A 23,681-nucleotide genomic window follows, 5' to 3' on the forward strand; every position below is an offset into this window, starting at 1 on the left:
GTGAGCGAGAACTCACTTGGGTGGCGGTGTGAGGGAGATCGACGGTTTGTCGGGGGCCGGGCCCGGCGCCGGTATCGCCTTGAAGGTGTCCGGTACGTCGAGTTTGTCGAATCTGTTCGCCGGCCACACCACCAGGATCGCCCGGCCGGTGATCTTGTCCATCGGCACGAATGCGGCGTCACCCGGACTGCCGCCGTCGGGGCCGGTGTCGCTCAGGTGCACCCGGGAGTCACCCGACTCGGATCGGTGGTCGCCCATCACGAAGACGCGACCGGCCGGCACGGTGACCTGGAACTCCATCGCCGAGGGCGCGTCACCGGGGTACAGGTAGCTGCCTTCTTCGAGCGGCTGGCCGTTCACCATCAGCCGGCCCTTGGAGTCACAGCAGGCGACCTTGTCGCCGGGCATGCCGATCAGGCGCTTGATCAGGTGACCGTGGCTCGAGTCCGGCAGCAGGCCGACGACCTCGAAGAACCGGCCGACCGAACCGCGCTTCTGGCCGCTCTCCTCGTCGCCCAGCCAGCCGCCCGGATCCTCGAACACGACGACGTCGCCGCGCTTGACGTCGGTCAGCTTCTCGACCACGACGCGGTCGCCGACGAGCAGCGTGTTCTGCATCGACTCGCTCGGGATGATGAACATCTGGCCGACGAAGGCCCGCAGGATCGACGAGACGATCAGAGCACCGACCACGATCAGCACGAACTCGCGAGCGGCAGCCGCGAGGCCCGAGCGGTGGGCGGGTTTCTCTTTCGTCGCAGTCGGTGTCTCAGTCACTTCTTCAGCCCCGGCTTCTTGAAGGTTTCCGGAGGACGCAGCATCGTCATCCGGTCAGACGGCCAGATTACGCAACAGGCACGGCCAACCACGTTGTCGACGGGGACGAACCCGCCGCCGGGCCCGCCCATGTGGGCACGGGAGTCCGCGGATTCGGCCCGGTTGTCACCCATGACCCACAGTGAACCAGGCGGCACAACGACGCTGAACGTCGTTGTCGAGGGTTTGGCGTCCTTGAGCAAGTACTCGCGCTCGTCCAGCGGGATCTTGTTGACCGTGATCTGGCCCGCCTTGTCGCAGCAGACCACCCGGTCACCGGCCACGCCGATCACCCGCTTGACCAGGTGACCCTCACCGCTGCGCGGCAGGATGCCGACGAACTCACCGACCCGCCGGAGCGCGCCGGGCTCCTTCTGCACCTCGTTCAGCCAGTGCCCGGGGTCCTTGAAGACGATGATGTCGCCCCGGTCGACGTCGCGATGCAGATAGCTGACCTTCTCGGCCAGGATCCGGTCGTTGGTCGTGAGCGTGTCGTACATCGACTCCGAGGGCACGTAGAACGCCTCGGCGACAAAAAGTCGCAGGACGACCGTGATGACCAACGCGAGCACTGTCACGGTGGTCATCTCGAGCAGCAGGCTCATCAGCGGGTTCCGCTGTTTGAGCCTACGGTGACGTCCCTTGGTGCGACGTGCCCTCCTGGCTGGCGGGCGAGCGCGCGTCGCGGTGCTCGGCGCCATTCCGGACCGTCGTCAGTAGACGATCAGGAGGCCGGGAGGTTGTCCCGCTTCTCCTTGATCTTGGCTGCCTTGCCGCGCAGGTCGCGCAGGTAGTACAGCTTCGCGCGGCGCACGTCGCCACGGGTGACGACCTCGACCTTGTCGACGATCGGGGTGTGCATCGGGAAGGTTCGCTCGACGCCGACGCCGAAGCTGACCTTGCGGACCGTGAAGGTCTCCTGCAGGCCACCACCGTGGCGGCGGATCACGACACCCTTGAAGACCTGGACGCGGGACCGGTTGCCTTCGACGACCTTGACGTGCACGTTGACCGTGTCACCGGCGCGGAAAGCGGGGATGTCGTCACGCTTGCTCGCGTTGTCGAGCTCGTTCAGGAGGTTGGTCATCAGGTGTCTCTTCCTCGCGCGTGCCACAGGTCACCCACGAATGCTTGGTATGAGAGTCAGAAGTTGCTGTCATACGGTGGTCACCCCCTGTGGCAGGAGCACCGAATGGCAACAGCGACCAAGTTTGCCACACGGCACTCACGCAACGAAATCAGCCCGCACCAACCCAAGGCTGAGAGGCCGTCAGCGCTTGGTCCGGCGGCGCTTGGCGAGCAGCACGAGCTCGACCTTGTCCGTCTGCTGCTCCCGCTTGATCTCCCGGTAGCCGGCGTTGCGGTACAGCTGCAGATTGCGCTCACTCTCCGCACCCGTGGACAGCTCGTACGCCGTGACCTCGGCGGGCGCGGTCTTCTCGGCCACCTGGAGCAGCTTGGTGGCGATCCCCTGGCGCTGCCAGTCCGGAGCCACCATCAGCCGCCCGATCCGGCCCACGGAGCCGTCGATGCCCAGCTGGACCGAGCCGACGATCCTGCTGCCCGCCACGGCCTTCCACACCGGCCCCTGGGCCAACCGGGCGACACACTGCTCCAACGATTCCAGCAGCGGCGGGATAGACAGGTCGCCATAGACCTGCGCCTCGGTCAGGAAGGTCGCCCGCTGCAGCGTCAGCAGCTCGCCTGCATCCGCCGAGGTCGCCGGGAGCACCCGCACTTGCGACACCGGGTCGTCTTCAGCAGGCATGGAGCTCCCCCACGCGGCCAACAGGTCCGGCCTGCGCTCGGCAGTACGGCGTACAGACTCGTCGTGGCGCCACTCGGCGATCAGCTTGTGGTTCCCCGACAGCAGGATCTCCGGTACTTCGTGCCCGCGCCACGACGGCGGCTTGGTGTAAACGGGGTACTCCAGCAGCCCATGGCCCGAGTGGGACTCCTCGGCCAGGGACTCCGGGTTCCCGATCACGCCGGGCAGCAGGCGGGCGATCGCCTCGACCATGACTAGTACTGCGACCTCGCCGCCATTGAGCACGTAGTCGCCGATGGAGACCTCGGTGACCTGCATGCGCTCGGCAGCGTGCGCCGCGACTCGCGCGTCGATGCCCTCGTACCGTCCGCAGGCGAACGCCAGCCACGGCTCGGCAGCGAGCTCATAGGCCAGGTCCTGGCTGAACGGCTGGCCAGCAGGCGACGGCACGATCAGCCGGGGCTGCGCAGGCCCATCCACAGGCGCTACGGCGTCAAACGCCTCGCCCCACGGGTCCGGCTTCATCACCATGCCCGCGCCACCGCCGTACGGGGTGTCGTCGACAGTGCGGTGCCGGTCGTGGGTCCAGTCACGCAGGTCGTGCACCCGGACGTCCAGCAGGCCGTTCTTGGCCGCCTTGCCGACCAGCGAGACGTCCAGCGCCGCCAGGTACTCCGGGAAGATCGAGAAGACGTCAAGCCTCATCGGGCCGCGTCTCCAGGCTCCGACGGGACCACCTCGGCGCCTTCCGGGTCGAGGAGGCCCGGCCTGTCAGCCACCACCAGGTACTGCGAGTCCAGGTCGATCTCAGGGACCAGTTCCTCGACCAACGGCACCAGTACTGCGTTGCCGGCCGGCCTGCGGATCTCCAGCAGGTCCTGCGAGGGCAGGTGGATCACGTCGATGACCTCACCGGCCTCCACTCCGTCGATGGTGCGGACCTTCAGGCCGATCAGCTCGCGGTCGTAGTACTCCTCGGGGTCCTCGGGCCGCTCGTCCTCACCGATCTCGGCCTGGACCTCCAGGTTGCGCAGGTTCTCGGCCGCGGTGCGGTCCGGCGACTCCGTGAACTTCACCAGCAGCCGGCCACTGTGCCAGCGGCTGGACTCCACGATCAGAGTCCGGGGCGGGTCCGTAGGCGTCACCAACTGGGCGCCATCGGCGAACCGGAGGTCTGGGTCGTCCGTCCGGACGATCATGCCGACCTCGCCCTTGATCCCGTGCGCCCGGCCGATCCGGCCGACAATCACCAGCACCGCATGTCCTTTCCCCTGCTCGACACCAACGCCACAGTGTCTCAGGCGCTACCGCTCCATGGCGCAGGGGTGAGCACCCAGATGAGCTCGGCCTGCTCTGTCTGGCTCGCATTGACCCAGGTATGCGGCTCGCCACCCGGGAAGGTCAGGGCGTCCCCCGCCGCGAGCTCCACCCGGCGATCGGTGAACAGCATCTCGATACTGCCGGCCAGGACGTACACGACCTCGTACTCGCAGTTGATCGTGTAGAAGTCGGAACCGCCCGTCCCGCCCGGCTGGGCGTCGGTGTGGACGACCTGGACGCGGGACTGCCCGCGCGGCGTCATCAACCGCTCGTCCACCCCCGTACCGCCCAGGTTGATCGCCGGTGCACTGTCGCGCCGTACCACCGCTACATCCGAAACCGTGAACAACGAGCCGACGTCCAGGCTCATCACCTCGCACAGTGTGATCAGCGAAGCGACGCTCAACGAGGTCTCATCGCGCTCGACCCGACTGAGGAAGCCCTTGGTCAGCCCGGCGGCGGAGGCGAGCTGATCGAGCGTGTAGCCGTGTGCCTGACGGGCAGCCCGGAGCCGGGAGCCGATCCGGATCTCGTTGTTCGAGGGCGACACCGGCATGGGACGCATCAAGGTCCTTCCACTGAACGGAACATCTGGGCGGAACATCTGGGCGGAGTTGACGAAAGACAGCGGACTTACCGCTTGACACCCATCATGCCGCCCCCGATGCTCATACGACAACCTTTGTTGCCTGTGACGAAACATTCTCGAAACACGGGCAACAAAACCGCCATCGAAGGCCCCGGGAGAAACCCACCATGCGGATTCCACACTTCGCCCTCGCCGCCGCGCTCTCGGCGACGATCGTCACGGCCTCCTGTGCGGCGCCCGACGCGGCCGAGAGCCCGGCCGGCAACGGCGGGTCCACCGGTACGGCGCCGGCGCTGACCAAGGACGACGCCGCTGCCGCGCTGCTGCCCGACGCGATCCGGACGGCAGGCAAGGTGCGGGTCGCCTCCGGCGTGAGCTTCCCGCCGATGGAGTTCTTCGACACCGACAACAAGACGGTGCTCGGGTTCGACGCGGATCTCGGGGCCGCCCTCGGCCAGGTGCTCGGCGTGACCTTCGAGTTCCAGAACACCAACTTCGACGGGATCATCGGCGGCCTCAACGCCGGCCGGTACGACCTGGCGCTGACCAGCATGATCGACAAGAAAGCGCGTCAGGGCACCGCCGATTTCGTCGACTATCTCAACTCCGGCGTGACCTTCATGGTTGCCAAGGGCAATAAGAACGGGCTGAAGGACAAGCTGGACCTGTGCGGCCGGACCGCCGCCGTGGAGAAGAGCGCTACCGGAGACCTGACCGCGGACGACATCACCAAGGAGTGCGCGGCCGCCGGCAAGCCCGCGGTGAAGAAGCTGCCGTTCCCCGACCAGGCGAGCGCGGTCCAGGCGCTGCAGTCCGGCCGAGCGGACGCAGTACTAGCGCTCGACCTCACCCTGGCCTACAACGTCAAGCAGGCGCCCGATGCCTTCGAGATCGCGAGCAAGCCGTTCGGCACGCTGCCCGTCGGAATCCCGGTGCCGAAGAGCAACGCCAAGCTGCGCGACGCAGTACAGGCCGCTCTGAAGAAGGTCATCGAGAGCGGCACGTACGACGCCCTGCTGGCCAAGTGGAACCTCACGGACCAGGCGCTCAAAGACGCTCCGATCAACCAGGGCGAATGAGATGAGCACCGCCGACGAGCCGATCGTCCGGCTCAGGCATCCGGGGCGCTGGGTCGCCGCAGCGGTGATCGTGGTCCTGCTGGCCATGTTCGTCCACTTCGTCGCGACCGCGCCGAAGCTGCGGCTCGACCTGGTGGCCGGCTACCTGTTCGAGAAGTCGATCATGCTCGGCCTGCTGAAGACGCTCCAGCTGACCGTCATCGCGATGCTCGTCGGCGTCGTCCTCGGCACCCTGCTGGCCGTGATGCGCCTGTCGGAGAACCCGGTACTGCGCGCCGTCGCCGGCGGCTACGTCTGGCTCTTCCGTGGTACCCCGATCCTGGTGCAGCTGCTGTTCTGGTTCTTCCTCGGCACCGTGCTGCCGCAGATCAGTATCGGACTCCCGTTCGGCGGCCCCGATCTGGTCAGCTGGCCGACGAACACGGTGATCACCCAGTTCACCGCCGCCATCCTCGGACTCGGGCTGAACGAGGCGGCGTACATGGCCGAGATCGTCCGCGCCGGCATCGGCTCGGTGGACCATGGCCAACGGGAAGCGGCCGAGGCGCTCAGCATGAACCCGTGGATCACCTACCGGCGGGTGATCCTGCCGCAGGCGGCCCGGCTGATCGTGCCGCCGACGGCGAACCAGACGATCTCGATGCTGAAGCTCACCTCGCTGGTACTAGTGATCGGCCTGCCCGAGCTCACCACCACCGCCCAGCTGATCTACGGCCGGAACTTCCAGCAGATCCCGCTGCTGATCGTCGCGAGCATCTGGTACCTCGTGCTCACCACCATCCTGACCGTCGTGCAGAACCGGCTGGAGAACCGGATGAGCCGCGGCGTCCTGGCCACCACCCGCCGCCGCCCGAGAGCCCGGCCCGTGGACAGCCAGCCCCTGGACAAAACGATCAAGGCAGACCCGGCAGGAGCCCGCTGATGCCCGCGATGGTGCAAGCGATCAACGTCCGCAAGTCGTTCGGCGACACCGAAGTGCTGAAGGGCATCGACCTCACCGTCGACGCCGGCGAGGTCATCTCGCTGCTGGGGCCGTCCGGCTCGGGCAAGAGCACCTTCCTGCGCTGCATCAACCACCTGGAGCGGCTCGACGGCGGCGAGATCAGCGTGAACGGCGAGCTGGTCGGCTACCGGCGGCACGGCGGCCGCAAGTACGAGCTGCGCCCGCGCGAGACCGCGGCGGCCAGGCGCCAGGTCGGGATGGTCTTCCAGCGCTTCAACCTGTTCCCCCATCGCACTGCGGTGGAGAACGTGATGGAGGCGCCTATCTTCGTCAAGCGCGAGACCCGCGCAGCAGCCCGGGCACAAGCTATGAAGCTGCTCGACCGGGTCGGCCTGGCCGACAAGGCCGCGGCGTACCCAGCCCAGCTCTCCGGTGGGCAGCAGCAGCGGGTGGCGATCGCCCGGGCGCTCGCGATGCGGCCGACGCTGATGCTGTTCGACGAACCGACCTCTGCCCTCGACCCCGAGCTCGTCGGCGAGGTGCTCGAGGTGATGAAAGGCCTGGCGACCGAGGGGATGACGATGATCGTGGTCACCCACGAGATCGGCTTCGCCCGGGAGGTCTGCCACCGGGTGGTCTTCATGGACGCCGGCGTCGTCGTCGAGGCCGGTCCACCCGCCCAGGTGCTCACCAACCCCCGCCATGCCCGAACCCAGTCCTTCCTCTCGAAAGTCCTTTGATATGACCAGCTTCCAAGGCCCGGTCGACGCGACCAAGGTCCCCCGGTACGGCGGTCCCGCCACCTTCGCGCGGTTGCCGCGCATCGACGAGGTGGCTCGTGCCGACGTCGCGGTGATCGGTGTGCCGTTCGACTCCGGCGTCAGCTACCGCCCGGGCGCGCGGTTCGGGCCGAGCCACATCCGCGCGTCGTCGAAGCTGTTGCGGCCCTACAACCCGGTGCAGGACGTCGAACCGTTCGCGCTCCAGCAGGTGGCCGACGCCGGCGACATCGCCTGCAACCCGTTCGACATCCTCGAAGCGGTCAAGCAGATCGACGAAGGCGTTCGCGAGGTGATCGGCTTCGGCGCGAAACCGCTCACGATCGGCGGCGACCACACCATCGCGCTGCCGCTGCTGCGGGTGATGCACGAGGCGCACGGCCCGATCGCCGTGGTCCACTTCGACGCGCACCTGGACACCTGGGACACCTACTTCGGCGCCCCGATCACGCACGGTACGCCGTTCCGCCGGGCGGCCGAGGAGGGTCTGATCGACCAGACCGGCTCGCTGCACGTGGGGATCCGCGGCTCGCTGTACTCCCGTGAGGACCTGACCGACGACCAGGTGCTCGGCTTCCAGGTGATCGGCGCGCACCAGTTCGACGACCATGGCTGGCGCGGTGCCGTCGAGCGGATCAAGGCGCGCGTCGGCGACCGGCCGACGTACGTCTCGCTGGACATCGACGTCCTCGATCCCGCCTTCGCCCCGGGCACCGGAACCCCCGAGGCGGGCGGCCTGACGAGCCGGGAGTTGCTGCAGATGCTGCGCGCGTTCGCCGAGCTGAACCTGGTCGGCGCCGACATCGTCGAGGTGGCCCCGGCGTACGACCACGCCGAGGTGACCGGGATCGCGGCCGCCCACGCGGCCTACGAGCTGATTAGCGCAATGGCACCCCGGACCGATGGCTGAGGCCGTCACGGGCGGTGCGGCCGTCGTCGACAGCCTGGTCGCCAACGGCGTCCGGCACGTCTTCGGCATCCCCGGCACGCACAACCTGGAGCTCTACCGCTATCTCCCCGCGTCCGGGATCCGGCACATCGTCACCCGCCACGAGCAAGGCGCCGGGTACGCCGCCGACGGCTACGCCCGCGTGACGGGCGGCCCTGGCGTGCTGATCACCACCTCCGGCCCCGGCATCACCAACGCGATCACCGCCCTCGCCACCTCGTACGCCGATTCGGTGCCGACGCTCGCGATCTCTCCCGGCCCGCCGCGTGGCATGGTCGGCAAGGACGTCGGCTGGCTGCACGAGCTGAAGAACCAGCAGGCCGCGCTCGACGCGGTGTGCGACCGCAGCATCCGGGTGGAGAACGCGGACGAGCTACCCGAGACGATCGCGGACATCTTCGCAGGCTTCGTCACCCGGCGGCCCCGGCCCGTCCATCTCGAAGTACCGGTCGACGTCCTCGAAGGAGAGTGGGTACGCCGCCCCGCCACCGCGCAGCCGCCCTCCGCGCCGGGCCGACTCGATCCGGTTGCCATCAGCAACATCATCGCCGCGCTCGGGCAGGCGACCCGGCCGCTCCTGATCGCAGGTGGTGGCGCGCGTGGCGCCGGTGAAGAGATCCGCGCGCTGGCGGCCACCGGCGTACCGGTCCTGACAACGGTGAACGGCAAGGGCATCCTCGACGAGACCGACCCGACTGCCCTCGGTGCATCCGTCCGGCTACGGGCTGCCCACCAGGCGATCGCCGAGGCGGATCTGGTGATCGCCGTCGGCACCGAACTGGGCGACTCCGACTTATGGGGCGGCGTGCTCCAAGCCGCCAAGGTGATCCGGATCGACCTCGACCCCGCTCAGCTGCACAAGAATCTGCGCGCCGACCTCGCCGTCACCGGCGACGCCAAACAGGTGCTTCAGGCAATCATCACGGAGAGCCGCTTCCCGACCGACCACGTCGCCGGGTGGCGGAAGGCGATCACCGCCGAGGCCGACCTGGACGCCGGGCCTTGGGCGAGGATCCAGCACTCGCTAGCCGCAGCTCTGCCGGCCGACACCGTGATCGCCGGTGACAGCTCGCAGGTCACCTACTACGGCACAGTCCACCACTGGCCGTTCACGCCCGCGAACCAGTTGCTCTACCCGACCGGCTACGCAACCCTCGGCTACGGGCTGCCGGCCGCGATCGGCGCGAAGATCGCGCAACCCGAGCGCCCGGTGATCGGGTTGTTCGGCGACGGCGCGGCGATGTTCACCATCCAGGAGCTGGTCACCGCGACCGAGCTCCGCCTGCCGCTGCCGATCATCGTCGCGGACAACGGTGGCTACGCCGAGATCCGCGAGCAGATGGTCGACCGCGGCATCACGCCCCAGGCGGTCGATCTGTACCAACCGGATCTGCCCGCCCTCGCCCGCGCGATCGGTGCGTACGGCGTCGTGGCCGCCACTGTGGAGTCGCTGGGCGACCTCGCGGCCGAGGCGCTCACCGCTGACCGGCCGACGCTGATCCACCTCGCCGTCGACGGCAGCAAGCCGTGACCACCGGCCGCTGAGAATGCGGAAAGGCCGCGCCCCGAGGGGACGCGGCCTTTCCGGTGGACCTGAGGTCAGCGGCGCGGGCGCCGGTTGAACTCGTCGACGAAGTCGATCCGGACCGACTGCTCGGAGCTGAGCGCCCCGACCACGGTACGGAGCGCGGTCGCCGTCCGGCCGTTGCGGCCGATCACCTTGCCGATGTCGTCGGGGTGCACGTGCACCTCGAGGGTCTGGCCACGTCGCAGGTTGCGCGACTTGACGCTGACATCGTCAGGGTTGTCCACGATGCCTCGGACCAGGTGCTCGAGCGCCTCGGTCTCCATCATCGTCAGGCCTTGGCGTCGTCGGCCGGCGCCTCGGCGGCGACGTCAGCGGCCGGGGCCTCTTCGGTCTTGGCCTCGACGGCGTCGTCCTTCGCGGTGTCATCCGACTTGGGAGCCTTGTCGGCCTTCTCAGCCTTCGCCTCGGCCTTGTCGGCCTTCGGCTCCGCCTTCTTGGCGGTGGCCTTCTTCGTGACGGCCTCGGTCTTCAGCGTGCCGTGCGCCTCGGCGAGGGCCTCGTTGAAGATCTCCTGCTTGTCACGCTTCGGCTCCTTGACCCGCAGCGGCGGCGGGGCATCGAGGCCCTTGAACTTCTGCCAGTCACCGCTGGCCTTGAAGATGGCCGCGACGGCCTCGGTCGGCTGCGCGCCGACGCCCAGCCAGTACTGCGCCCGGTCCGACTCGACGTAGATGAACGACGGCTCGGCCTTCGGGTTGTACTTGCCGATCTCCTCGATGGCGCGGCCGTCACGCTTGGCGCGGGCGTCCATCACGACGATGCGGTAGTGCGGCGCACGCTTCTTGCCGATGCGCTTCAAACGGATCTTGACTGCCACGTTTGTGGTGTCTCCCTCGGGATTCATGTCTTGGTTGAGTGATGCACCGGTCGTGGGGACAACGGGTGACCACTCGGATGGGCCGAGCCGGGACGTGGAGTTTAGAGGGCTGCACGTGATCCGGACGGACTCAGCCCATCATTCTGCCAGATTCGCCCCCGCCAGACCAATCCAGCCCCAACCAAACCCTTACGTCCGAAGAAGCGTCGACGACGTCCCTCCGCTTCTTCGGACGTAGGGGCTCGGGTCAGGCGCGGAACGCGGCCAGCTCGGGAAGGTGGTCGACGTACCCGTCGAGGAGTTGGTGGGCTGCTGTCACCGAGTCGATCAGGGGATGCCAGGCGAAGGCGCGGATGGCGGCCGAGCGGGAGCCTGACGTGGCCGCCTCGATGGTGGAGCGTTCGACGGCCTTCACCGCGCAGACCAGCCCGGCCTGGTGGTCGGTGAACTGGGAGACGGTGACCGGGCGGGCGCCGTTGGCGTCGACCGTGCACGGGATCTCCACCACCGCGTCCGCGTCGAGGTGGTGCAGGGTGCCGCGGTTGCGGACATTCAGGATCAGCGAGGCCCGCTCGTTGTGCGCGATCGCGCGCATCAGCGACAGCGCGACCTGCTCATAACCACCGGCCGACATGTCCCGCTCGTCCCGCTCGCCCGCGTCGGCGATCTCGCGGCTCTCGACCATGTACGTCGATTCGCGCTCGGCTCGCGTCTTCTGCCACAACTCCAAAGCATTGGCCGGCTGCCCAGCCGTCTCCGCATAGAACCGGGACTGCTGCTCCAGCAAGAACGTCCCCCGCGTCTGCTCGACCGCCTGTACCGCGGCCAGCGTCTCGCGCGCGAAGTAGTAGTAGTGCAGGTACTCGTTGGGGATCGACCCCAGCGACCGCAACCACTCGACCCCGAAGAGTCGCCCCTCCTCGAAATCCCCGAGCGCGGCGGGATCCGCGAGCAGCGCGGGCAGGTGGTCGACGCCGCCCGATTCCAGTCCTCGCAACCAGCCGAGGTGGTTCAACCCGGCGTAGTCGTAGAAGACCGACGACGGGTCCAGCCCCAACGCCAGGGCGGCCCGGCGGCCGAGCCCGGATGGCGAGTCACAGATGCCGATCACGCGATCACCCAGGTACGGGATCATCGCCTCGGTCACCATCCCGGCCGGGTTGGTGAAATTGATGACCCACGCCTCCGGCGCCAGCGCGGCGATCCGCTGCGCGATGGCGGTGGCCACCGGCAACGTCCGCAATGCGTAGGCGATCCCACCGGCGCCGACGGTCTCCTGACCCAGTACGCCGAGATCGAGCGCGACCCGCTCGTCGATAGTGCGCCCTTCGAGCCCGCCGACCCGGATCGCCGAGAAGACGAAGTCGGCACCCCGGATCGCCTCGTCGGGGTCGGTCGTCTCGGTCACCACCGGCGCATCGGCGTACGGCGCGGCCTGCTGGCGCAGTACGGACCCGATCGACGCCAGCCGGGTGCGGTCGGTGTCGTAGAGCACGACGGATGTGATCCGGCCATCACCGCGATCACCGAGCAACGCCTGATAAACGAGGGGCACCCGGAATCCGCCGCCCCCGAGAATGGTCAGCCTCACGACAGCACCACCTGCACCCCTGCCTCCTCCAGTTGCGCCCGGGTCGCCTCGTCGGCGCCGGATTCGGTCACCACCATGGAAAGTTCGGTCGGGTCGCAGACCTTGGCGACGCCGTGGCCGGGGAACTTCGTCGCGTCGGCCAGCAGCACCACCCGGTCGGCGGCCTTGATCATCGCCCGCTTCACCGGCACCTCGATCATCGTGCTGTCCATCACCCAGCCGTCGGGGCGGACCCCGCTGGTGCCGAGGAACAGCCAGTCGACGTGGATCTGGCGCAGCGACTCCTCGGTCAGATAGCCGACCAGCGAGCGGTAGCTGCGCCGGACGAAGCCGCCCAGGATGATCAACTCGATCTGCTCGTCGTTCTGCAACTCCTCCAGGACGGCGAGGTTGCTGGTGACGACAGTCAATGAGCGCCCGTGCAGATGCTGTGCGACCCGCAGCGCCGTCGTACCGATGTCCAGCAGCACCGACTGCCCGTCGCTGACCAGGGAGGCCGCGCGCCGGGCGATCTTGTCCTTCTCGGACGCGTGCACCGCGCTGACCTCGGCGAACGGCTCGTCACCGCCGTCGACGGCGAGCGCGCCGCCGTACACGCGGGTCAGCCGGCCCTGGTCGTGCAACTGCTCGAGGTCGCGCCGGATGGTCGCCTCGCTGACGCCCAGTTGGGCAGCCAGCAACTTCACACCCCCGGCCCCGTCGACCCGAAGTGCGCGGACGATCTGATCCTGCCGCTGCTGTGGCAACACCCAGAGACCGTACCACGCAAACTCTGTCATATTCACTCATCTGACTGCAGAGGTATTGCGCAATCTGCTCAAAAGATTCAAACTGCATGCACGAGTTTGAGCGACCCTGCAGGAGTGTGTCGACGATGAGTGAGCTGGATGTAGTCGTGTCCGGCCTGGTCTTCCAGGACCTCGTCCTCGGGCTGCCCTCCGCACCCCGCCCTGGCACCGAGGTCTGGGCGGACGGCTCCGCCGAGAGCCCGGGCGGGATCGCCAACTTCGCCGTTGCACTGGCCCGGCTCGGGCTGCGCACCGGAATGGCCGCGACCTTCGGCGCCGACGACCTCGGCGACCGGCTGTGGGACCGGCTGACGCAGGGCGAAGGCATCGATCTGACTCTCTCCCGCAAGCTCGACGGCTGGCAGACCCCCCTCACGGTGGCTCTTGCCTATGACAACGACCGGGCACTGGTCACCAGGGGCACCCCTCCCCCACTGTCAGCCGACGAGCTCCTCACCACGCTGCCGGCCACCCGGGCCGTCGCCGCTCACCTCGGTCCCTGGCCGAACGAGTGGCTCGCCAAGGCCCGCGCGGCCGGCAGCGTGGTCTTCGCCGACGTCGGCTGGGACCCCACCGAGCAGTGGGACTCCGCAGTACTGGACCAGCTGGAGCACTGCGACGTGTTCCTGCCGAACGCCGGCGAGGCGATGAGCTACACCCGCACGAGTACGCCGGCCGAGGCGCTCGAGCGGTTGGCCGAGAAGGTACCCCTGGTAGTCGTCTCCGACGGCGCCAACGGAGCACTCGCGCTCGACGCGGGCTCCGGCGAGCGGGTCGTAGTACCGGCCGTACAGGTCTCGGCGGCGGACACCACCGGGGCGGGTGATGTGTTCGCCGCCGGGTTCATCGCTGCGACGTTGTGGGAGCTGCCGCTCATCGAGCGCGTGCGGTTCGCCGCATTGACCGCAGCTCTGTCCGTGACCCGGCTGGGTGGTGCCGACGCGGCTCCGCACTGGGCCGACCTCGCCGAATGGCACCGGCAGCATCCAGAAGACCAATCCCTTGCCGCGCTGATCAGCGCACACTCCGGAAGCGCTCCCCCGCGCGACCAGTCAGGAAGGTAGAACCATGGAGCTCTCACGTCGGACGGTGCTCGCCGGAGGCTTCGCCGCCCTGCTCGGCGGAACGGTCGTCGGCTGCTCGTCGAGTATGGACACGGGATCGACGAAGAAGAACGCGACCGGCAACATCGCCCTGTGGTGCTGGCCGGGCGGCCTGGGCAAGTCCGTCCTGGACGACACGATCGCGCACTTCCCCGACCAGCACATCAAGTACTCCGAGGTCGGCGGCGACTTCAAGCAGAAGCTGCTCACCACTTTCAACGGCGGTACGTCGATCCCCGACATCACCGGCGTCAAGGGTGAGGACATCGCCTCGCTGCTGCCGCAGGCCAACCGGTTCATCGATCTCAAGACGATCGGCGCCGACTCGTTCCTGGGCGACTACCTGGAGTGGAAGGTCAAGCAGGCCACCACGCTGGACGGCAAGGTGATCGGGATCCCGATCGACATCGGCCCGACCGCGCTGTTCTACCGCGAGGACATCTTCACCGCTGCCGGGCTCCCGGGTGATCCCGCCAAGGTGGCCGAGCAACTGAAGACCTGGGACGACTTCCTGGCCGCCGGGGTGGAGCTGCGGAAGGCCAACCCGAAGGCGCCGATCGTCGCCGACGCCGCCGACCTGTACGGCACGATCGTCAACCAGGGCACGGCGCGCTACATCGACAAGGACAACAAGTTCATCGGCGACCAGGACCACATCCGCAAGGCCTGGGACACCGCGGTAAAGGCAGTCACGCTGAAGGTCGACGGCAAGACGCTGGGCGGTTCGCCAGACTGGAACGCCGGCCTCGACCAGGGCACGGTGCCCACCGTCACTGGCGCGGCCTGGGTCGCGCTGGACATCAAGGCGGCCTGCAAGACGAGCGTCGGCAAGTGGCGGGTCGCGGCGACGCCGAGCGGCCCGGCGAACTTCGGCGGCTCGTTCCTGACCATCACCAAGAACGCCGCCGACCCGGCCGCCGCGCTCGAGGTGATCAAGTACATGCTCAGCGCTGACAACCAGGCCAAGGCGTTCGCCGACGCGCAGATCTTCCCGTCCGCGCCGGCCGCCTACGACAAGCCGCAGCTGAAGGCGGCCGACCCGTTCTTCGGCGGCCAGGTGCCGATCGACGTCTTCGGGCCGGCGGCGAAGGCGATCCCGATCGCCTATGAGGCGCCCCTCGACAGCGCGGTCGCCACCCCGTTCACCGACGGCATCAAGCTCGTCCAGGCGGGCAAGAAGACGTCGGACGCCGCCTGGGCGGAGGCCGTCTCGAAGGCGAAGCAGATCGGCAAGCGTCAGGGCGTGCAGTGACCCTGACCGCGACAGCCCCCAGCAGACCGGCCCGTACTGCGAAACCGCGGCGCCGGCGCGGCATCGCGTCGTACTGGCGCTTCTACCTGGCCCTGTCGCCGTTCTACCTGATCTTCCTCGTCTTCGGGCTCTACCCGGTGGCGTCGACGATCCTGCTCGCGTTCCAGAAGTGGGACGGGCTCGGGCCGCGCAAGATGGTCGGGTTGCAGAACTTCGGCTTCCTGATCGAGGACAGCACGTTCTGGCTGTCCTTGTGGAACACGGTCATCCTGTTCGTGATGTCGACCGTGCCGACGTTGGTGATCGCGATGGCGCTGGCGGTGATGCTGCACTCGGCCGTTCGGTTCAAGGGCATCTACCGGATCGCGTACTTCATCCCGAACATCACCTCACTGGTGGCGGCGGCGATCTTCTTCGCCGCCATCTTCAGCACCAACTTCGGGCTGATCAACTCCGGTCTGCGCGCGCTCGGGCTGCCGACCGAGGACTGGCTCCGACAGCCGTGGGGGATCAAGATCGCGATCTCCACGATGATCGTGTGGCAGTGGGCCGGCTACAACACGATCATCTATCTGGCCGGGTTGCAGGCGATCCCGACCGAGCAGTACGAGGCCGCCAAGGTCGACGGGGCCGGGCCGTTCCGGACGTTCTTCTCGATCACGTTGCCACAGCTTCGCCCGGTGGTGCTGTTCACGGTGATCATGTCGACGATCGGCGGGTTGCAGACCTTTACCGAGCCACAAGTCATGGTCGGCAACAACGGTGGTACCGGGCAAAGCGGCATGACGGTCGTCATGTACTTCTACAACCAGGCGTTCTTCAACAACGACTACGGGTACGCCGGCGCGATCGCGCTGAGCATCTTCATGCTCGTGCTGCTCTTCACCGCGATCAACTGGAAGCTCCTCGGCGGAAGGGGCCGGCAGTGAAGGCGCGCGTGAGGTGGCCCGGGCTGATCATGCACGTGGTGCTGGCGGTCACCGGGTTGCTGTGCCTGTTCCCGTTCTACTGGACGCTCGTGATGGCGACCAACACGACGTCGGACATCTACCGGTACCCGCCGAAGTTCACCTTCGGGTCGCAACTCGACGACAACATCCACGCGGTATTGGAGAACGTGGCGTTCTTCCAGTCGATGGCGAACACGCTGATCGTGGCGGTGTCGACCACTCTGCTGGTGCTCTTCTTCGACTCGCTGGCCGCGTTCACCTTCGCGAAGTTCCGGTTCCCCGGGCGGAACGCGTTGTTCGTGATCCTGCTGGCGACGATGCTGCTGCCGGCCCAGCTGGGCGCGGTACCGCAGTTCCAGACGATGGCGGCGTTCGGCTGGGTCGGGTCGCTGAAGGCGCTGATCATCCCGGCGTCGGCGAACGCGTTCGGGATCTTCTGGTTGCGGCAGTACTTCCAGAACTCGATCCATGACGAGTTGGTGGAGGCGGCGACGCTGGACGGTTGCGGCTTCCTCGGCGTCTACCGGCACGTGGCGCTGCCGTCGGCGCGGCCGGCGCTGGCGTTCCTCGGCATCTTCACCTTCGTGGCCTCGTGGAACGACTACTTCTGGCCGTTGATCGTGCTGACCAACCCCGATCACCTGACGTTGCAGGTGGCGCTGTCGTCGCTGAACCGCAGCCACGGGGTCGACTACAGCATGGTGATGACGGGTGCGCTGATGGCGATGATCCCGTTGATCATCGTCTTCACCATCTTCGCCCGCCAGTTCATCAAGGGCGCGACCGAGGGCGCTATCCGCGGGTGAGTCTGGCGGCGAGCCGATCGGCACCCTCCCCGGTCAGCTCGCCGCTGCCTACTCCTCGGCCGTTGAGGATTCGCAGTACCGCATCGCCGGCCGCGTGCACCTCGGGTCCCTGCCCGTACGACCAGTCGTAGTCGTCGGCAACCAGTTGTACTCCGGCCAGCCGCGCCAGGCGTTCCGTCCTGATCAACTGCGGCAGGTCGTTCATGGGTGGAGTGTGACAGGTTGACCTCTACGTCGGTAGAGGCGGTAGCCGGCGACTGACCAGGACGCCGGCGACGATGAGCAGGTTGCCGAGGATGCCGGCGAGGAAGTCTGCGGCTGAGGCGCCATCGGTCAGTGACGGTACTGCGGCGATCATGCTGATGGCGGCGTAGGTGACGGCGGTGGCGGTGAACCAGGTCCTGGTGCGCGCCTCGACCGCGGCAATGGCGAGCCAGCCGAGCGCGACGACGGCCAACGGCTCCAGCAGGGCGAGCTTGGTGACGGTGGAGAAGGAGATGCCGTCGCTGTGCTGGATCGTCGTCCCCAGCAACAACACGATGCCACCGGCAACGATCAACGCGAAGGCGGACGCCCGGACCGGCCACGGCCGCGGCTGTGGCTTGAGGGTGACGAGGATGGCCACCGCCAGGATGAGAGCGATGAAGCCGGCGACGAGCCACTCGGCCGTCTCCTCCGCGGCGAGCCCGCCGGCGAGGAACAAGAAGGCATCCTCCCCGACCGACAGGGCGCAACCCAGCGCGATCCCCAGCGCGACCGGCACCCACCGCGCCGCCAGACTCGCGGCCAGCAAGCCGACCGACGCAAGGATCTCCGGGTCGTCCCAACTCCGGTAGACCCGCCACCCGGTATTCGAGTCGTCCGACCAGATCCGCCGGGAATCAACAGCCCCAGGCCAGTTGACGATCACCAGAAGCACAGCCCCCACAACCAGGACTGCCACCACCCACCAAGGCACGGGCGCCGGTTTGTCAAAGGCCGCGAGCTGCTGCGCACGCTCGGCACGCACCTCGGCCACCAGTTTCTGCTTACGCTCCTCAAAGCGCTGCTCGGCCTCAGACGAAGGTTGTGGTGTTATCACAGGAGCGGCGACGGGCTCGGGCGCTGCCGGCTCGGGTGCAATCGGCTTGGACGCAACTGGGGCGGCTGGGTCAGGTACCAGGTCTTGCAGGGCAGGTGGGGCACTCGTCAGCGCCCGGGTGGCGGCTTCGGAGACTTTGCGGCTGTCGTCGTTGGTCATCTGGGTGAGGGCTTGGTAGGCGGCGAAGGCGAGGCCCAGGTCATCGCTCGCGAGGCGTTCGCGGAGGTAGTCGACCACGCCGAAGCGGGCCGCTGACAACGGGCTTGCCATGGCTTCGAGTAGCTCGGGGGCCAACGCCGTCGGGGTGATCCGGTGGGAGCGCGCGATCAGGAGTTCGCCTTGGGAGCCGAAGGTCCACATCTGCGGGTTCTGGTTCGGCGTGACCCGGTGGACCTGGTCCGTCACGTAGCCGACGAGTTCGGTGAGGCCTACCCAACCGTCGCCATCCTTGTCCGCATCGCCGGACATCAGGCCGTCCACCACCGCGCTGGTGAACACGGACGGCTTCGGCGTACCGGAGGCCAACTGCCCGCCCTCGAACGCGTACTCCATCGCGCTCGAAGCAGTGACGACCACCCGGCCGCGTCCGCCACCGACTCCATCCTGGCCGGCGAAGGCGTCGCGCACCTGCGCCTCCCCCGCCGCGCGCACGACCAGCCCGCGCGGAAACGCGCCGCCGTAGCAACAGTCGAGGAACAACGCGATCCGTTGCGCGCGGCTGTCCGCCATCTGCCGATTGACGAAGTCCGCGGCCACCGCCGTCGACGCCAGCCGCGTCGGCTTGGTGTCCGCGACGGCCAGGAACAGTTCGCCGGCCGCGTTCTTCAGCCCATGGCAGGAGAAATGCAGCAACAGCAGGTCTTCCGGCGATCGATCCGAGAAGAAGTCCTCGACGGCGAACCGGATCGCCTGCGCCGACTCGTTCTGCAACACCCGTACGTCGAACCCGCCGACCTCCGGATCACCCAGTACGTCGGCCAGCGCCGCCGCATCGCGAGCCGGCGCCATCAGCCGGCTCAACCCCGGATCGGTGTACTCCGCGTTGGCTATCACCAGAGCGAATCGAGACCCGTCCATCTCATCCGTCCGTCCCCGAATGCTTGCGCACCCACGCGTCCACAAGCCGTTGCTGGACCTCGTCACTCGCCCCGGTCAGCTCGATCGTGTCGCCATCGATCGACAGCTTGACCGTGTGCCCACCACCCGACCGACGCAGCCAGTCCCGTACTACGGCCACTACCGCGCCGACCACCTGCAACCCCGGAGCCAGCGAGATACTCAGCAGGCCGGCGATCGCGGCGAGCCCACCTCTCGTCCCAGGCGGCGCGTCGCCGTCGCGTACCGGCTCGACCGATCGGACGTCGAGGGTCAGCAGGTCCTGGCGCAAAAGCAACGCCAGCTCCTCCAACCGGGCCTCGTCCGCCCCGTCCTCGACGACCCCAACCCGTACCTCAGCCCCCATCGTCCCTCCCCATATCCCCCAGGCCGACACCTCAACCATCCTCCAGCGCACGCCCCACCACAAGGCGTGACGGGCTCTATGGGCGAGGGACACTAGGCTGCGGGAACCGTTTGGTGCAGGGGATACGTCGGAGGAGCGTCATGGTTGGCAAGCGAGGACGCGTGATCGGGCGGGTCGCACCGGGAATCGTCGGCGAGGTGATGCTGCCGGTCCGCGGTGCCACCGAAGCCTTCTACGCTTACCCCGCGGCCGACGAGATGATCGAGGTCGGTACTCCGGTGGTGGTGGTCGAGTTCGACCCACCGCGCACGGTCTACGTCGCTCGCGCCATCTGAAACTTACGTATTTGAATTCAACGCAGTCCTGGAGGGGAAATGCCCTGGACGTACCTGATCACCGGCGCCGCTGCGCTGGTGGTCCTTCTGCTCCTGTTCCGGATGGTCTGGCGGGTGGCGGAGCCGAACGAGGCGCTGATCATCTCCGGTCTCGGCGCGCACTCGAGCCAGGAACAGATCAACGAGACGCTCGGTTTCAAGATCGTCGTCGGCCGCGGTACCGCCGTCCTGCCGGGCTTCCAGACGGTTCGCCGGCTGCCGCTCGACATCCGGGCGACGCCGCTGACGGTCACCTGCGTCTCGAGCCAGGGCATCCCGCTGCACATCAAGGGCGTCACGGCGTACAAGGTCGGTGACGACTACGGCTCGATCGCGAACGCGGCCCGGCGGTTCCTGGAGCAGAGCGACGAGCAGGTGATGAGCACGATCCACGAGCTGTTCGCGGGTCACCTGCGCGCGATCGTCGGTTCGACCACGGTCGAGGAGATGCTGCACGACCGGGAGACGCTGACCACGAACATCCGTGGCTCGCTGGCCGGCGACATGGAGAAGCTCGGCCTGGTGGTCGACTCGCTGCAGATCCAGGAGATCGACGACGAGTCCGGCTACATCAAGAACCTCGGCCGTCCGCAGGCCGCCGCCGTCGAGGCAGCGGCCCGGATCGCCTGGGCCGAGCGGGATCGTGAAGCCACCGAGCGCGAGCAGGTCGCCGAGGCGGCCAAGGCGGCCGCAGTACGGCAGAGCTCGATCGCCCGCGCCGGATACCAAGCCGAGGTCGACCAGGCGAACTCGAAGGCGTCGCAGTCCGGCCCGCTGGCCGAGGCGCTGGCCCGCCAGCAGGTCGTCGTCGCCGAGACGGAGACCGCGAAGCTGAACGCATCGCTGGCCGAGAAGCAGCTGGAGTCCTCGGTACTGAAGCCGGCCGACGCCGAGGCGTACAAGCAGCGCACGCTGGCCAACGCGGCCCGCGACGCGCAGATCGCCTCGGCCGAGGCGAACGCCCGCGAGGTCACCCTGCGCGGTGAGGCGGAGGCGAAGGCGACCGAGCTGAACGGTAAGGCCGAGGCGCTCGCCATCGAGGCCAAGGCGATGGCCGAGGCCGCCGGTATCAAGGCACGCGGCGAGGCGCTGGCCACGAACACCGACGCCGTCGTCGCCCAGCAGCTGGCCGAGGCCTACCCGGAGATCGTCCGCGCCGCGGCGAGCTCGTTCGAGAAGGTCGGCAACATGGTCGTGCTGAACGGTGCCCAGGGCATCGAGGACACCCTGGTCAAGACGATCACGATGGGCGGCTCGGGCTTCGCGCTCGCCAAGCAGCTGATCGAGTCGCTGTCCAGCAACGGCAAGCCGCCGGCGCTCGCGGCGGTCCCGGACGAGAATCCCCGGCCTGACGCCCAGAAGTAGCCTTTCGACCACAGGTTAATCACTAACGATTCACCTGAATGATCAGTTCCTAAGTCACGAAACCTGCGCTAGCTTGAGTGGCACATCACTCCCAGCTTCACGGATCTCACCATCTGTGACAGGTCGCCCCGAAGGACTGATCACCGTGCCCCTCAGAAGACTGCTCGCTGTTCTGGCCTCGCTTCTGGTCGGTGCCGCCACGTTGGTGGCGGTGCCGACCGAGGCAATGGCCGCACCGAACTTCAAGGCCCCGTACCCCTGTGGTCAACGCTGGACCTACAGCCACCACTCGGCCGAGGTCCGCCGCGCCCTCGACTTCGTCCGCGCCGACGGCGGTACCACCAACGGGACTCCCGTCCTGGCCTCTGCCGCCGGTACCGCGCACCGGTTCTCCCAGCCGAGCGGAGCAGGCAACTACATCGCCGTCGAGCACGGCGGCGGCTGGAAGACCTACTACTTCCACCTCTCCTCGTACTCCGTTGCCGAAGGCGCCCAGGTCTCCCAGGGCCAGCAGATCGGCGTAACCGGGAGCACCGGCAACTCCAGCGGCCCGCACATCCACTACGAGCAGCTGTACAACGGTGTCGGTCAGAACATCGTCATCAACGGCTCCGGACTCGCCTACCCGGGTTCGTACAACCAGTACTACCTGACCAGCGACAACGGCTGCGGCAGCCAGCCCGGGAAGCCCTTCAACACCTGGGGTTCCGGTGTGCGCGTCCGCTCCGACGCCTACTTGAACTCCACGGTGGTAGCCACCCTGGGCGGACCTACCCCCGTACGGGTGCTCTGCCAGAAGCAGGGCGACACCGTGACCGCTGAGGGCTACACCAACAACTGGTGGGCCAAGCTCGCCAGTCCGGCCGGTTTCATCAGCAACATCTACATCGACGATCCGAACGCTGTACTACCAGGCGTTCCAACCTGTTGAGCTGAACCGACGAGAGCCGGGCCCACCCGTGAGGGTGGGCCCGGCTTTGTGTCATGCGGTGTGCAGAGTGAGCCCGTAGGTGCCCAGGATCTCGTTGACCGGCTGGAACCAGGTCTCACCGCCGCTGCTGCAGTTGCCCCAGCCGCCAGAGGTCACGCCCTGGGCCTGGTCGCCGGTGATGAAGGAGCCACCCGAGTCGCCGCCCTCGGCGCACACGTTGGTCTTGGTGGCGCCGTAGAACAGCTGGCCGTTGCCGTAGTTCACGGTCTCGTTCTTGCCCGTGACGGTGCCGCAGTGCCAGTGGGTTGTCGAGCCGCTGCGGCAGACCGACGTACCGATCGGAGCTTCCCAGGAACCGCGGACCAGCGCGTCGCTGACCTGGCCCCAGCCGAGCACTACCGGTACGGTCCACCAGCCACTGTCGATCTGCACCCAGGAGTAGTCGTTACCGGGGAAGGACGCGCCCCGGAAGAAGCCCTGGTTCGAACCGTCCCAGCCCCGTGTCCTGGCACCTACGCCAGGAGAGCAGTGCCCGGCCGAGACGTATCCGCCGTGGACGGAGAAGCCGATCGAGCAGCGGACGTTGCCGGTGTAGTAGGGGTCTCCCCCGACCGTGCCGGCGGCGAAGGTCCGCGGCGCCTGGGCCACGACCTCCCGGACCGTTACCGCGCCGGCCTTGGACACCTTGGCGACGAAGGCGTCGACGGCCTGGGAATGCTTACCTGCTTGGACATTCACGACGACGCTGCCTGTGCGAGCATCGACGGACCAGCCAGTTACTGCGGCCGGCACAGCCTTCCCGGCCAGCTTGTCGACAGCAGCCTTGCGCTGGTCGAGCTGCTTGGCAGTCGCCGGTACTACGGTCACGTCGGCGCCCGTAGCCCGTACTGCGTCCGCAACGGCCGCGCTGGTCACGCCGACGACCAGCCGTTGCTTCGTGGCGTCGTACCAGGTGCCACCGAAGGCAGCTCCTGCTGCGCGCTGCGCGAGCGGGACGAGCTTGGTCGCAGCGGTTTCGACCTTGAGCCGTTCCTTGGCCTGCTGCGCAGTCAGACCGAAGTCAGTCTGCATGGCAGTCACCTGCCGCGGTACCGCGAGTTGCTGGCCGGGCTGGTCGGGTGTTGCAGCCGTGGCCTGGGTCGGGACGGCCACCGCGCTCGCAACGAGCACGGCAGTAATCAGAACCTTCATCTGGACTCTCCTCACCTAGGGGCGGTTCGGTGCGGTGAGAGCGCTCTCGAAACCGAGAGTGGCGTGACGGACACGAACCGTCAAGAGCTGATGCCGACGTTGTCACCTTGCGCAAAACCGGCAACCGCTATCCCCGCCC

General features: G+C 67.7%; 26 protein-coding genes and 1 pseudogene. 12 read left to right on the plus strand and 15 right to left on the minus strand.

Annotated elements, in window-relative coordinates; genetic code table 11:
* Window positions 1-12 precede the first annotated feature (12 nt).
* From lepB (G3I17_RS26480) to G3I17_RS26505, 7 genes and pseudogenes are all read right to left on the minus strand, one after another.
* Window positions 13-777: a signal peptidase I gene (gene lepB, locus G3I17_RS26480; RefSeq protein WP_164600308.1), complete on the minus strand. Its 765-nt coding sequence runs from the start codon at window positions 775-777 to the stop codon at window positions 13-15.
* A complete protein-coding gene (gene lepB / locus G3I17_RS26485; protein ID WP_164600309.1) occupies window positions 774-1,421 on the minus strand; it encodes a signal peptidase I in 648 nt (215 codons plus the stop codon). Before lepB (G3I17_RS26485) ends, lepB (G3I17_RS26480) begins: the two co-directional genes overlap by 4 nt.
* Before the next feature lie 119 nt (window positions 1,422-1,540).
* Window positions 1,541-1,903 (minus strand): 50S ribosomal protein L19, encoded by a 363-nt coding sequence (gene rplS / locus G3I17_RS26490; protein ID WP_164600310.1) that lies wholly within the window; start codon window positions 1,901-1,903, stop codon window positions 1,541-1,543.
* 183 nt (window positions 1,904-2,086) lie between these two features.
* The gene (locus tag G3I17_RS41075; protein ID WP_239062948.1) at window positions 2,087-2,584 is read right to left on the minus strand and encodes a GNAT family N-acetyltransferase; all 498 of its coding nucleotides are present in this window, start codon (window positions 2,582-2,584) and stop codon (window positions 2,087-2,089) included.
* An 18-nt stretch (window positions 2,585-2,602) separates the two neighbouring features.
* Window positions 2,603-3,289, minus strand: a pseudogene (gene trmD / locus G3I17_RS41080) (tRNA (guanosine(37)-N1)-methyltransferase TrmD); the annotation flags it as partial.
* The gene (gene rimM / locus G3I17_RS26500) at window positions 3,286-3,840 is read right to left on the minus strand and encodes a ribosome maturation factor RimM (RefSeq protein ID WP_164600312.1); all 555 of its coding nucleotides are present in this window, start codon (window positions 3,838-3,840) and stop codon (window positions 3,286-3,288) included. The gene rimM and the pseudogene trmD, both read right to left, overlap by 4 nt.
* A gap of 41 nt (window positions 3,841-3,881) precedes the next feature.
* Complete coding sequence (locus tag G3I17_RS26505) at window positions 3,882-4,469, minus strand: cupin domain-containing protein (RefSeq protein ID WP_164600313.1); 588 nt, start codon at window positions 4,467-4,469, stop codon at window positions 3,882-3,884.
* Window positions 4,470-4,660: 191 nt separating this feature from the next.
* On the opposite strand from G3I17_RS26505, the gene G3I17_RS26510 reads away from it, so the two are divergent.
* From G3I17_RS26510 to G3I17_RS26530, 5 genes are read left to right on the plus strand one after another with little or no spacing between them, the layout of a single operon-like run.
* Window positions 4,661-5,572: an ABC transporter substrate-binding protein gene (locus G3I17_RS26510; RefSeq protein ID WP_164600314.1), complete on the plus strand. Its 912-nt coding sequence runs from the start codon at window positions 4,661-4,663 to the stop codon at window positions 5,570-5,572.
* Window position 5,573: 1 nt separating this feature from the next.
* Complete coding sequence (locus G3I17_RS26515) at window positions 5,574-6,494, plus strand: amino acid ABC transporter permease (protein ID WP_164600315.1); 921 nt, start codon at window positions 5,574-5,576, stop codon at window positions 6,492-6,494.
* 8 nt (window positions 6,495-6,502) lie between these two features.
* Window positions 6,503-7,255 (plus strand): amino acid ABC transporter ATP-binding protein, encoded by a 753-nt coding sequence (locus G3I17_RS26520; RefSeq protein ID WP_164600437.1) that lies wholly within the window; start codon window positions 6,503-6,505, stop codon window positions 7,253-7,255.
* 1 nt (window position 7,256) lies between these two features.
* Complete coding sequence (gene speB, locus G3I17_RS26525) at window positions 7,257-8,204, plus strand: agmatinase (protein WP_164600316.1); 948 nt, start codon at window positions 7,257-7,259, stop codon at window positions 8,202-8,204.
* A complete protein-coding gene (locus G3I17_RS26530; RefSeq protein WP_164600317.1) occupies window positions 8,197-9,774 on the plus strand; it encodes a thiamine pyrophosphate-binding protein in 1,578 nt (525 codons plus the stop codon). The genes speB and G3I17_RS26530 overlap by 8 nt, the downstream gene beginning before the upstream one ends.
* A gap of 68 nt (window positions 9,775-9,842) precedes the next feature.
* Here G3I17_RS26530 and G3I17_RS26535 read toward each other — a convergent pair whose 3' ends face one another.
* From G3I17_RS26535 to G3I17_RS26550, 4 genes are all read right to left on the minus strand, one after another.
* Window positions 9,843-10,094, minus strand: coding sequence for an RNA-binding protein (locus G3I17_RS26535; protein WP_164600438.1), 252 nt, complete (start codon window positions 10,092-10,094; stop codon window positions 9,843-9,845).
* 5 nt (window positions 10,095-10,099) lie between these two features.
* Window positions 10,100-10,648, minus strand: a complete 549-nt coding sequence (rpsP, locus tag G3I17_RS26540) for a 30S ribosomal protein S16 (protein ID WP_164600318.1) — start codon at window positions 10,646-10,648, stop codon at window positions 10,100-10,102.
* Between the two features lie 247 nt (window positions 10,649-10,895).
* Window positions 10,896-12,239, minus strand: a complete 1,344-nt coding sequence (locus tag G3I17_RS26545; protein ID WP_164600319.1) for a 6-phospho-beta-glucosidase — start codon at window positions 12,237-12,239, stop codon at window positions 10,896-10,898.
* Window positions 12,236-12,988 carry a DeoR/GlpR family DNA-binding transcription regulator gene (locus G3I17_RS26550; RefSeq protein WP_164600439.1) on the minus strand — a complete coding sequence of 251 codons (753 nt, stop codon included), beginning with the start codon at window positions 12,986-12,988 and terminating at the stop codon, window positions 12,236-12,238. The genes G3I17_RS26545 and G3I17_RS26550 overlap by 4 nt, the downstream gene beginning before the upstream one ends.
* Window positions 12,989-13,113: 125 nt before the next feature.
* Here G3I17_RS26550 and G3I17_RS26555 point away from each other — a divergent pair, with 125 nt between their 5' ends.
* Genes G3I17_RS26555 through G3I17_RS26570 form a run of 4 tightly spaced genes read left to right on the plus strand, consistent with a single transcriptional unit; the run spans window position 13,114 to window position 17,138 of the window.
* Complete coding sequence (locus G3I17_RS26555; protein ID WP_164600320.1) at window positions 13,114-14,091, plus strand: PfkB family carbohydrate kinase; 978 nt, start codon at window positions 13,114-13,116, stop codon at window positions 14,089-14,091.
* A 4-nt stretch (window positions 14,092-14,095) separates the two neighbouring features.
* Window positions 14,096-15,382, plus strand: coding sequence for an extracellular solute-binding protein (locus G3I17_RS26560; protein ID WP_164600321.1), 1,287 nt, complete (start codon window positions 14,096-14,098; stop codon window positions 15,380-15,382).
* Complete coding sequence (locus tag G3I17_RS26565) at window positions 15,379-16,311, plus strand: sugar ABC transporter permease (protein WP_164600322.1); 933 nt, start codon at window positions 15,379-15,381, stop codon at window positions 16,309-16,311. The genes G3I17_RS26560 and G3I17_RS26565 overlap by 4 nt, the downstream gene beginning before the upstream one ends.
* Before the next feature lie 29 nt (window positions 16,312-16,340).
* Entirely contained in the window at window positions 16,341-17,138 is a 798-nt protein-coding gene (locus G3I17_RS26570) for a carbohydrate ABC transporter permease (RefSeq protein ID WP_203590806.1), read from the plus strand.
* On the opposite strand, the gene G3I17_RS26575 is transcribed toward G3I17_RS26570, so the two are convergent.
* Genes G3I17_RS26575 through G3I17_RS26585 form a run of 3 tightly spaced genes read right to left on the minus strand, consistent with a single transcriptional unit; the run spans window position 17,125 to window position 19,681 of the window.
* Complete coding sequence (locus G3I17_RS26575) at window positions 17,125-17,343, minus strand: hypothetical protein (protein WP_164600323.1); 219 nt, start codon at window positions 17,341-17,343, stop codon at window positions 17,125-17,127. The two genes, G3I17_RS26570 and G3I17_RS26575, sit on opposite strands and share 14 nt — an antisense overlap.
* Before the next feature lie 24 nt (window positions 17,344-17,367).
* Entirely contained in the window at window positions 17,368-19,296 is a 1,929-nt protein-coding gene (locus tag G3I17_RS26580; RefSeq protein ID WP_164600324.1) for a caspase family protein, read from the minus strand.
* A 1-nt stretch (window position 19,297) separates the two neighbouring features.
* Window positions 19,298-19,681, minus strand: coding sequence for a hypothetical protein (locus tag G3I17_RS26585; protein WP_164600325.1), 384 nt, complete (start codon window positions 19,679-19,681; stop codon window positions 19,298-19,300).
* Window positions 19,682-19,821: 140 nt separating this feature from the next.
* Here G3I17_RS26585 and G3I17_RS26590 point away from each other — a divergent pair, with 140 nt between their 5' ends.
* The 3 genes from G3I17_RS26590 (at window position 19,822) to G3I17_RS26600 (ending at window position 22,351) form a co-directional block, all read left to right on the plus strand.
* Window positions 19,822-20,016, plus strand: a complete 195-nt coding sequence (locus tag G3I17_RS26590) for a hypothetical protein (RefSeq protein ID WP_164600326.1) — start codon at window positions 19,822-19,824, stop codon at window positions 20,014-20,016.
* A gap of 39 nt (window positions 20,017-20,055) precedes the next feature.
* Window positions 20,056-21,420, plus strand: coding sequence for a flotillin family protein (locus tag G3I17_RS26595; protein WP_164600327.1), 1,365 nt, complete (start codon window positions 20,056-20,058; stop codon window positions 21,418-21,420).
* 184 nt (window positions 21,421-21,604) lie between these two features.
* Window positions 21,605-22,351, plus strand: a complete 747-nt coding sequence (locus tag G3I17_RS26600; RefSeq protein WP_239062950.1) for a M23 family metallopeptidase — start codon at window positions 21,605-21,607, stop codon at window positions 22,349-22,351.
* A 51-nt stretch (window positions 22,352-22,402) separates the two neighbouring features.
* On the opposite strand, the gene G3I17_RS26605 is transcribed toward G3I17_RS26600, so the two are convergent.
* A complete protein-coding gene (locus tag G3I17_RS26605; protein ID WP_164600328.1) occupies window positions 22,403-23,542 on the minus strand; it encodes a S1 family peptidase in 1,140 nt (379 codons plus the stop codon).
* Window positions 23,543-23,681: the final 139 nt, after the last annotated feature.

Source organism: Streptomyces sp. SID13031, assembly GCF_010548305.1.
Classification (GTDB): Bacteria; Actinomycetota; Actinomycetes; order Propionibacteriales; family Kribbellaceae; genus Kribbella.

Excerpts from the sequence above, each read along its gene's own strand:
- lepB (WP_164600309.1), bottom strand. The coding sequence starts at position 1,421 with ATGAGCCTGCTGCTCGAGATGACCACCGTGACAGTGCTCGCGTTGGTC.
- rplS (WP_164600310.1), bottom strand. The coding sequence starts at position 1,903 with ATGACCAACCTCCTGAACGAGCTCGACAACGCGAGCAAGCGTGACGAC.
- G3I17_RS41075 (WP_239062948.1), bottom strand. The coding sequence starts at position 2,584 with ATGCCTGCTGAAGACGACCCGGTGTCGCAAGTGCGGGTGCTCCCGGCG.
- G3I17_RS26505 (WP_164600313.1), bottom strand. The coding sequence starts at position 4,469 with ATGCGTCCCATGCCGGTGTCGCCCTCGAACAACGAGATCCGGATCGGC.
- G3I17_RS26510 (WP_164600314.1), top strand. The coding sequence starts at position 4,661 with ATGCGGATTCCACACTTCGCCCTCGCCGCCGCGCTCTCGGCGACGATC.
- G3I17_RS26515 (WP_164600315.1), top strand. The coding sequence starts at position 5,574 with ATGAGCACCGCCGACGAGCCGATCGTCCGGCTCAGGCATCCGGGGCGC.
- G3I17_RS26520 (WP_164600437.1), top strand. The coding sequence starts at position 6,503 with ATGGTGCAAGCGATCAACGTCCGCAAGTCGTTCGGCGACACCGAAGTG.
- speB (WP_164600316.1), top strand. The coding sequence starts at position 7,257 with ATGACCAGCTTCCAAGGCCCGGTCGACGCGACCAAGGTCCCCCGGTAC.
- G3I17_RS26530 (WP_164600317.1), top strand. The coding sequence starts at position 8,197 with ATGGCTGAGGCCGTCACGGGCGGTGCGGCCGTCGTCGACAGCCTGGTC.
- G3I17_RS26535 (WP_164600438.1), bottom strand. The coding sequence starts at position 10,094 with ATGGAGACCGAGGCGCTCGAGCACCTGGTCCGAGGCATCGTGGACAAC.
- G3I17_RS26555 (WP_164600320.1), top strand. The coding sequence starts at position 13,114 with ATGAGTGAGCTGGATGTAGTCGTGTCCGGCCTGGTCTTCCAGGACCTC.
- G3I17_RS26560 (WP_164600321.1), top strand. The coding sequence starts at position 14,096 with ATGGAGCTCTCACGTCGGACGGTGCTCGCCGGAGGCTTCGCCGCCCTG.
- G3I17_RS26570 (WP_203590806.1), top strand. The coding sequence starts at position 16,341 with ATGCACGTGGTGCTGGCGGTCACCGGGTTGCTGTGCCTGTTCCCGTTC.
- G3I17_RS26575 (WP_164600323.1), bottom strand. The coding sequence starts at position 17,343 with ATGAACGACCTGCCGCAGTTGATCAGGACGGAACGCCTGGCGCGGCTG.
- G3I17_RS26580 (WP_164600324.1), bottom strand. The coding sequence starts at position 19,296 with ATGGACGGGTCTCGATTCGCTCTGGTGATAGCCAACGCGGAGTACACC.
- G3I17_RS26585 (WP_164600325.1), bottom strand. The coding sequence starts at position 19,681 with ATGGGGGCTGAGGTACGGGTTGGGGTCGTCGAGGACGGGGCGGACGAG.
- G3I17_RS26590 (WP_164600326.1), top strand. The coding sequence starts at position 19,822 with ATGGTTGGCAAGCGAGGACGCGTGATCGGGCGGGTCGCACCGGGAATC.
- G3I17_RS26595 (WP_164600327.1), top strand. The coding sequence starts at position 20,056 with ATGCCCTGGACGTACCTGATCACCGGCGCCGCTGCGCTGGTGGTCCTT.
- G3I17_RS26605 (WP_164600328.1), bottom strand. The coding sequence starts at position 23,542 with ATGAAGGTTCTGATTACTGCCGTGCTCGTTGCGAGCGCGGTGGCCGTC.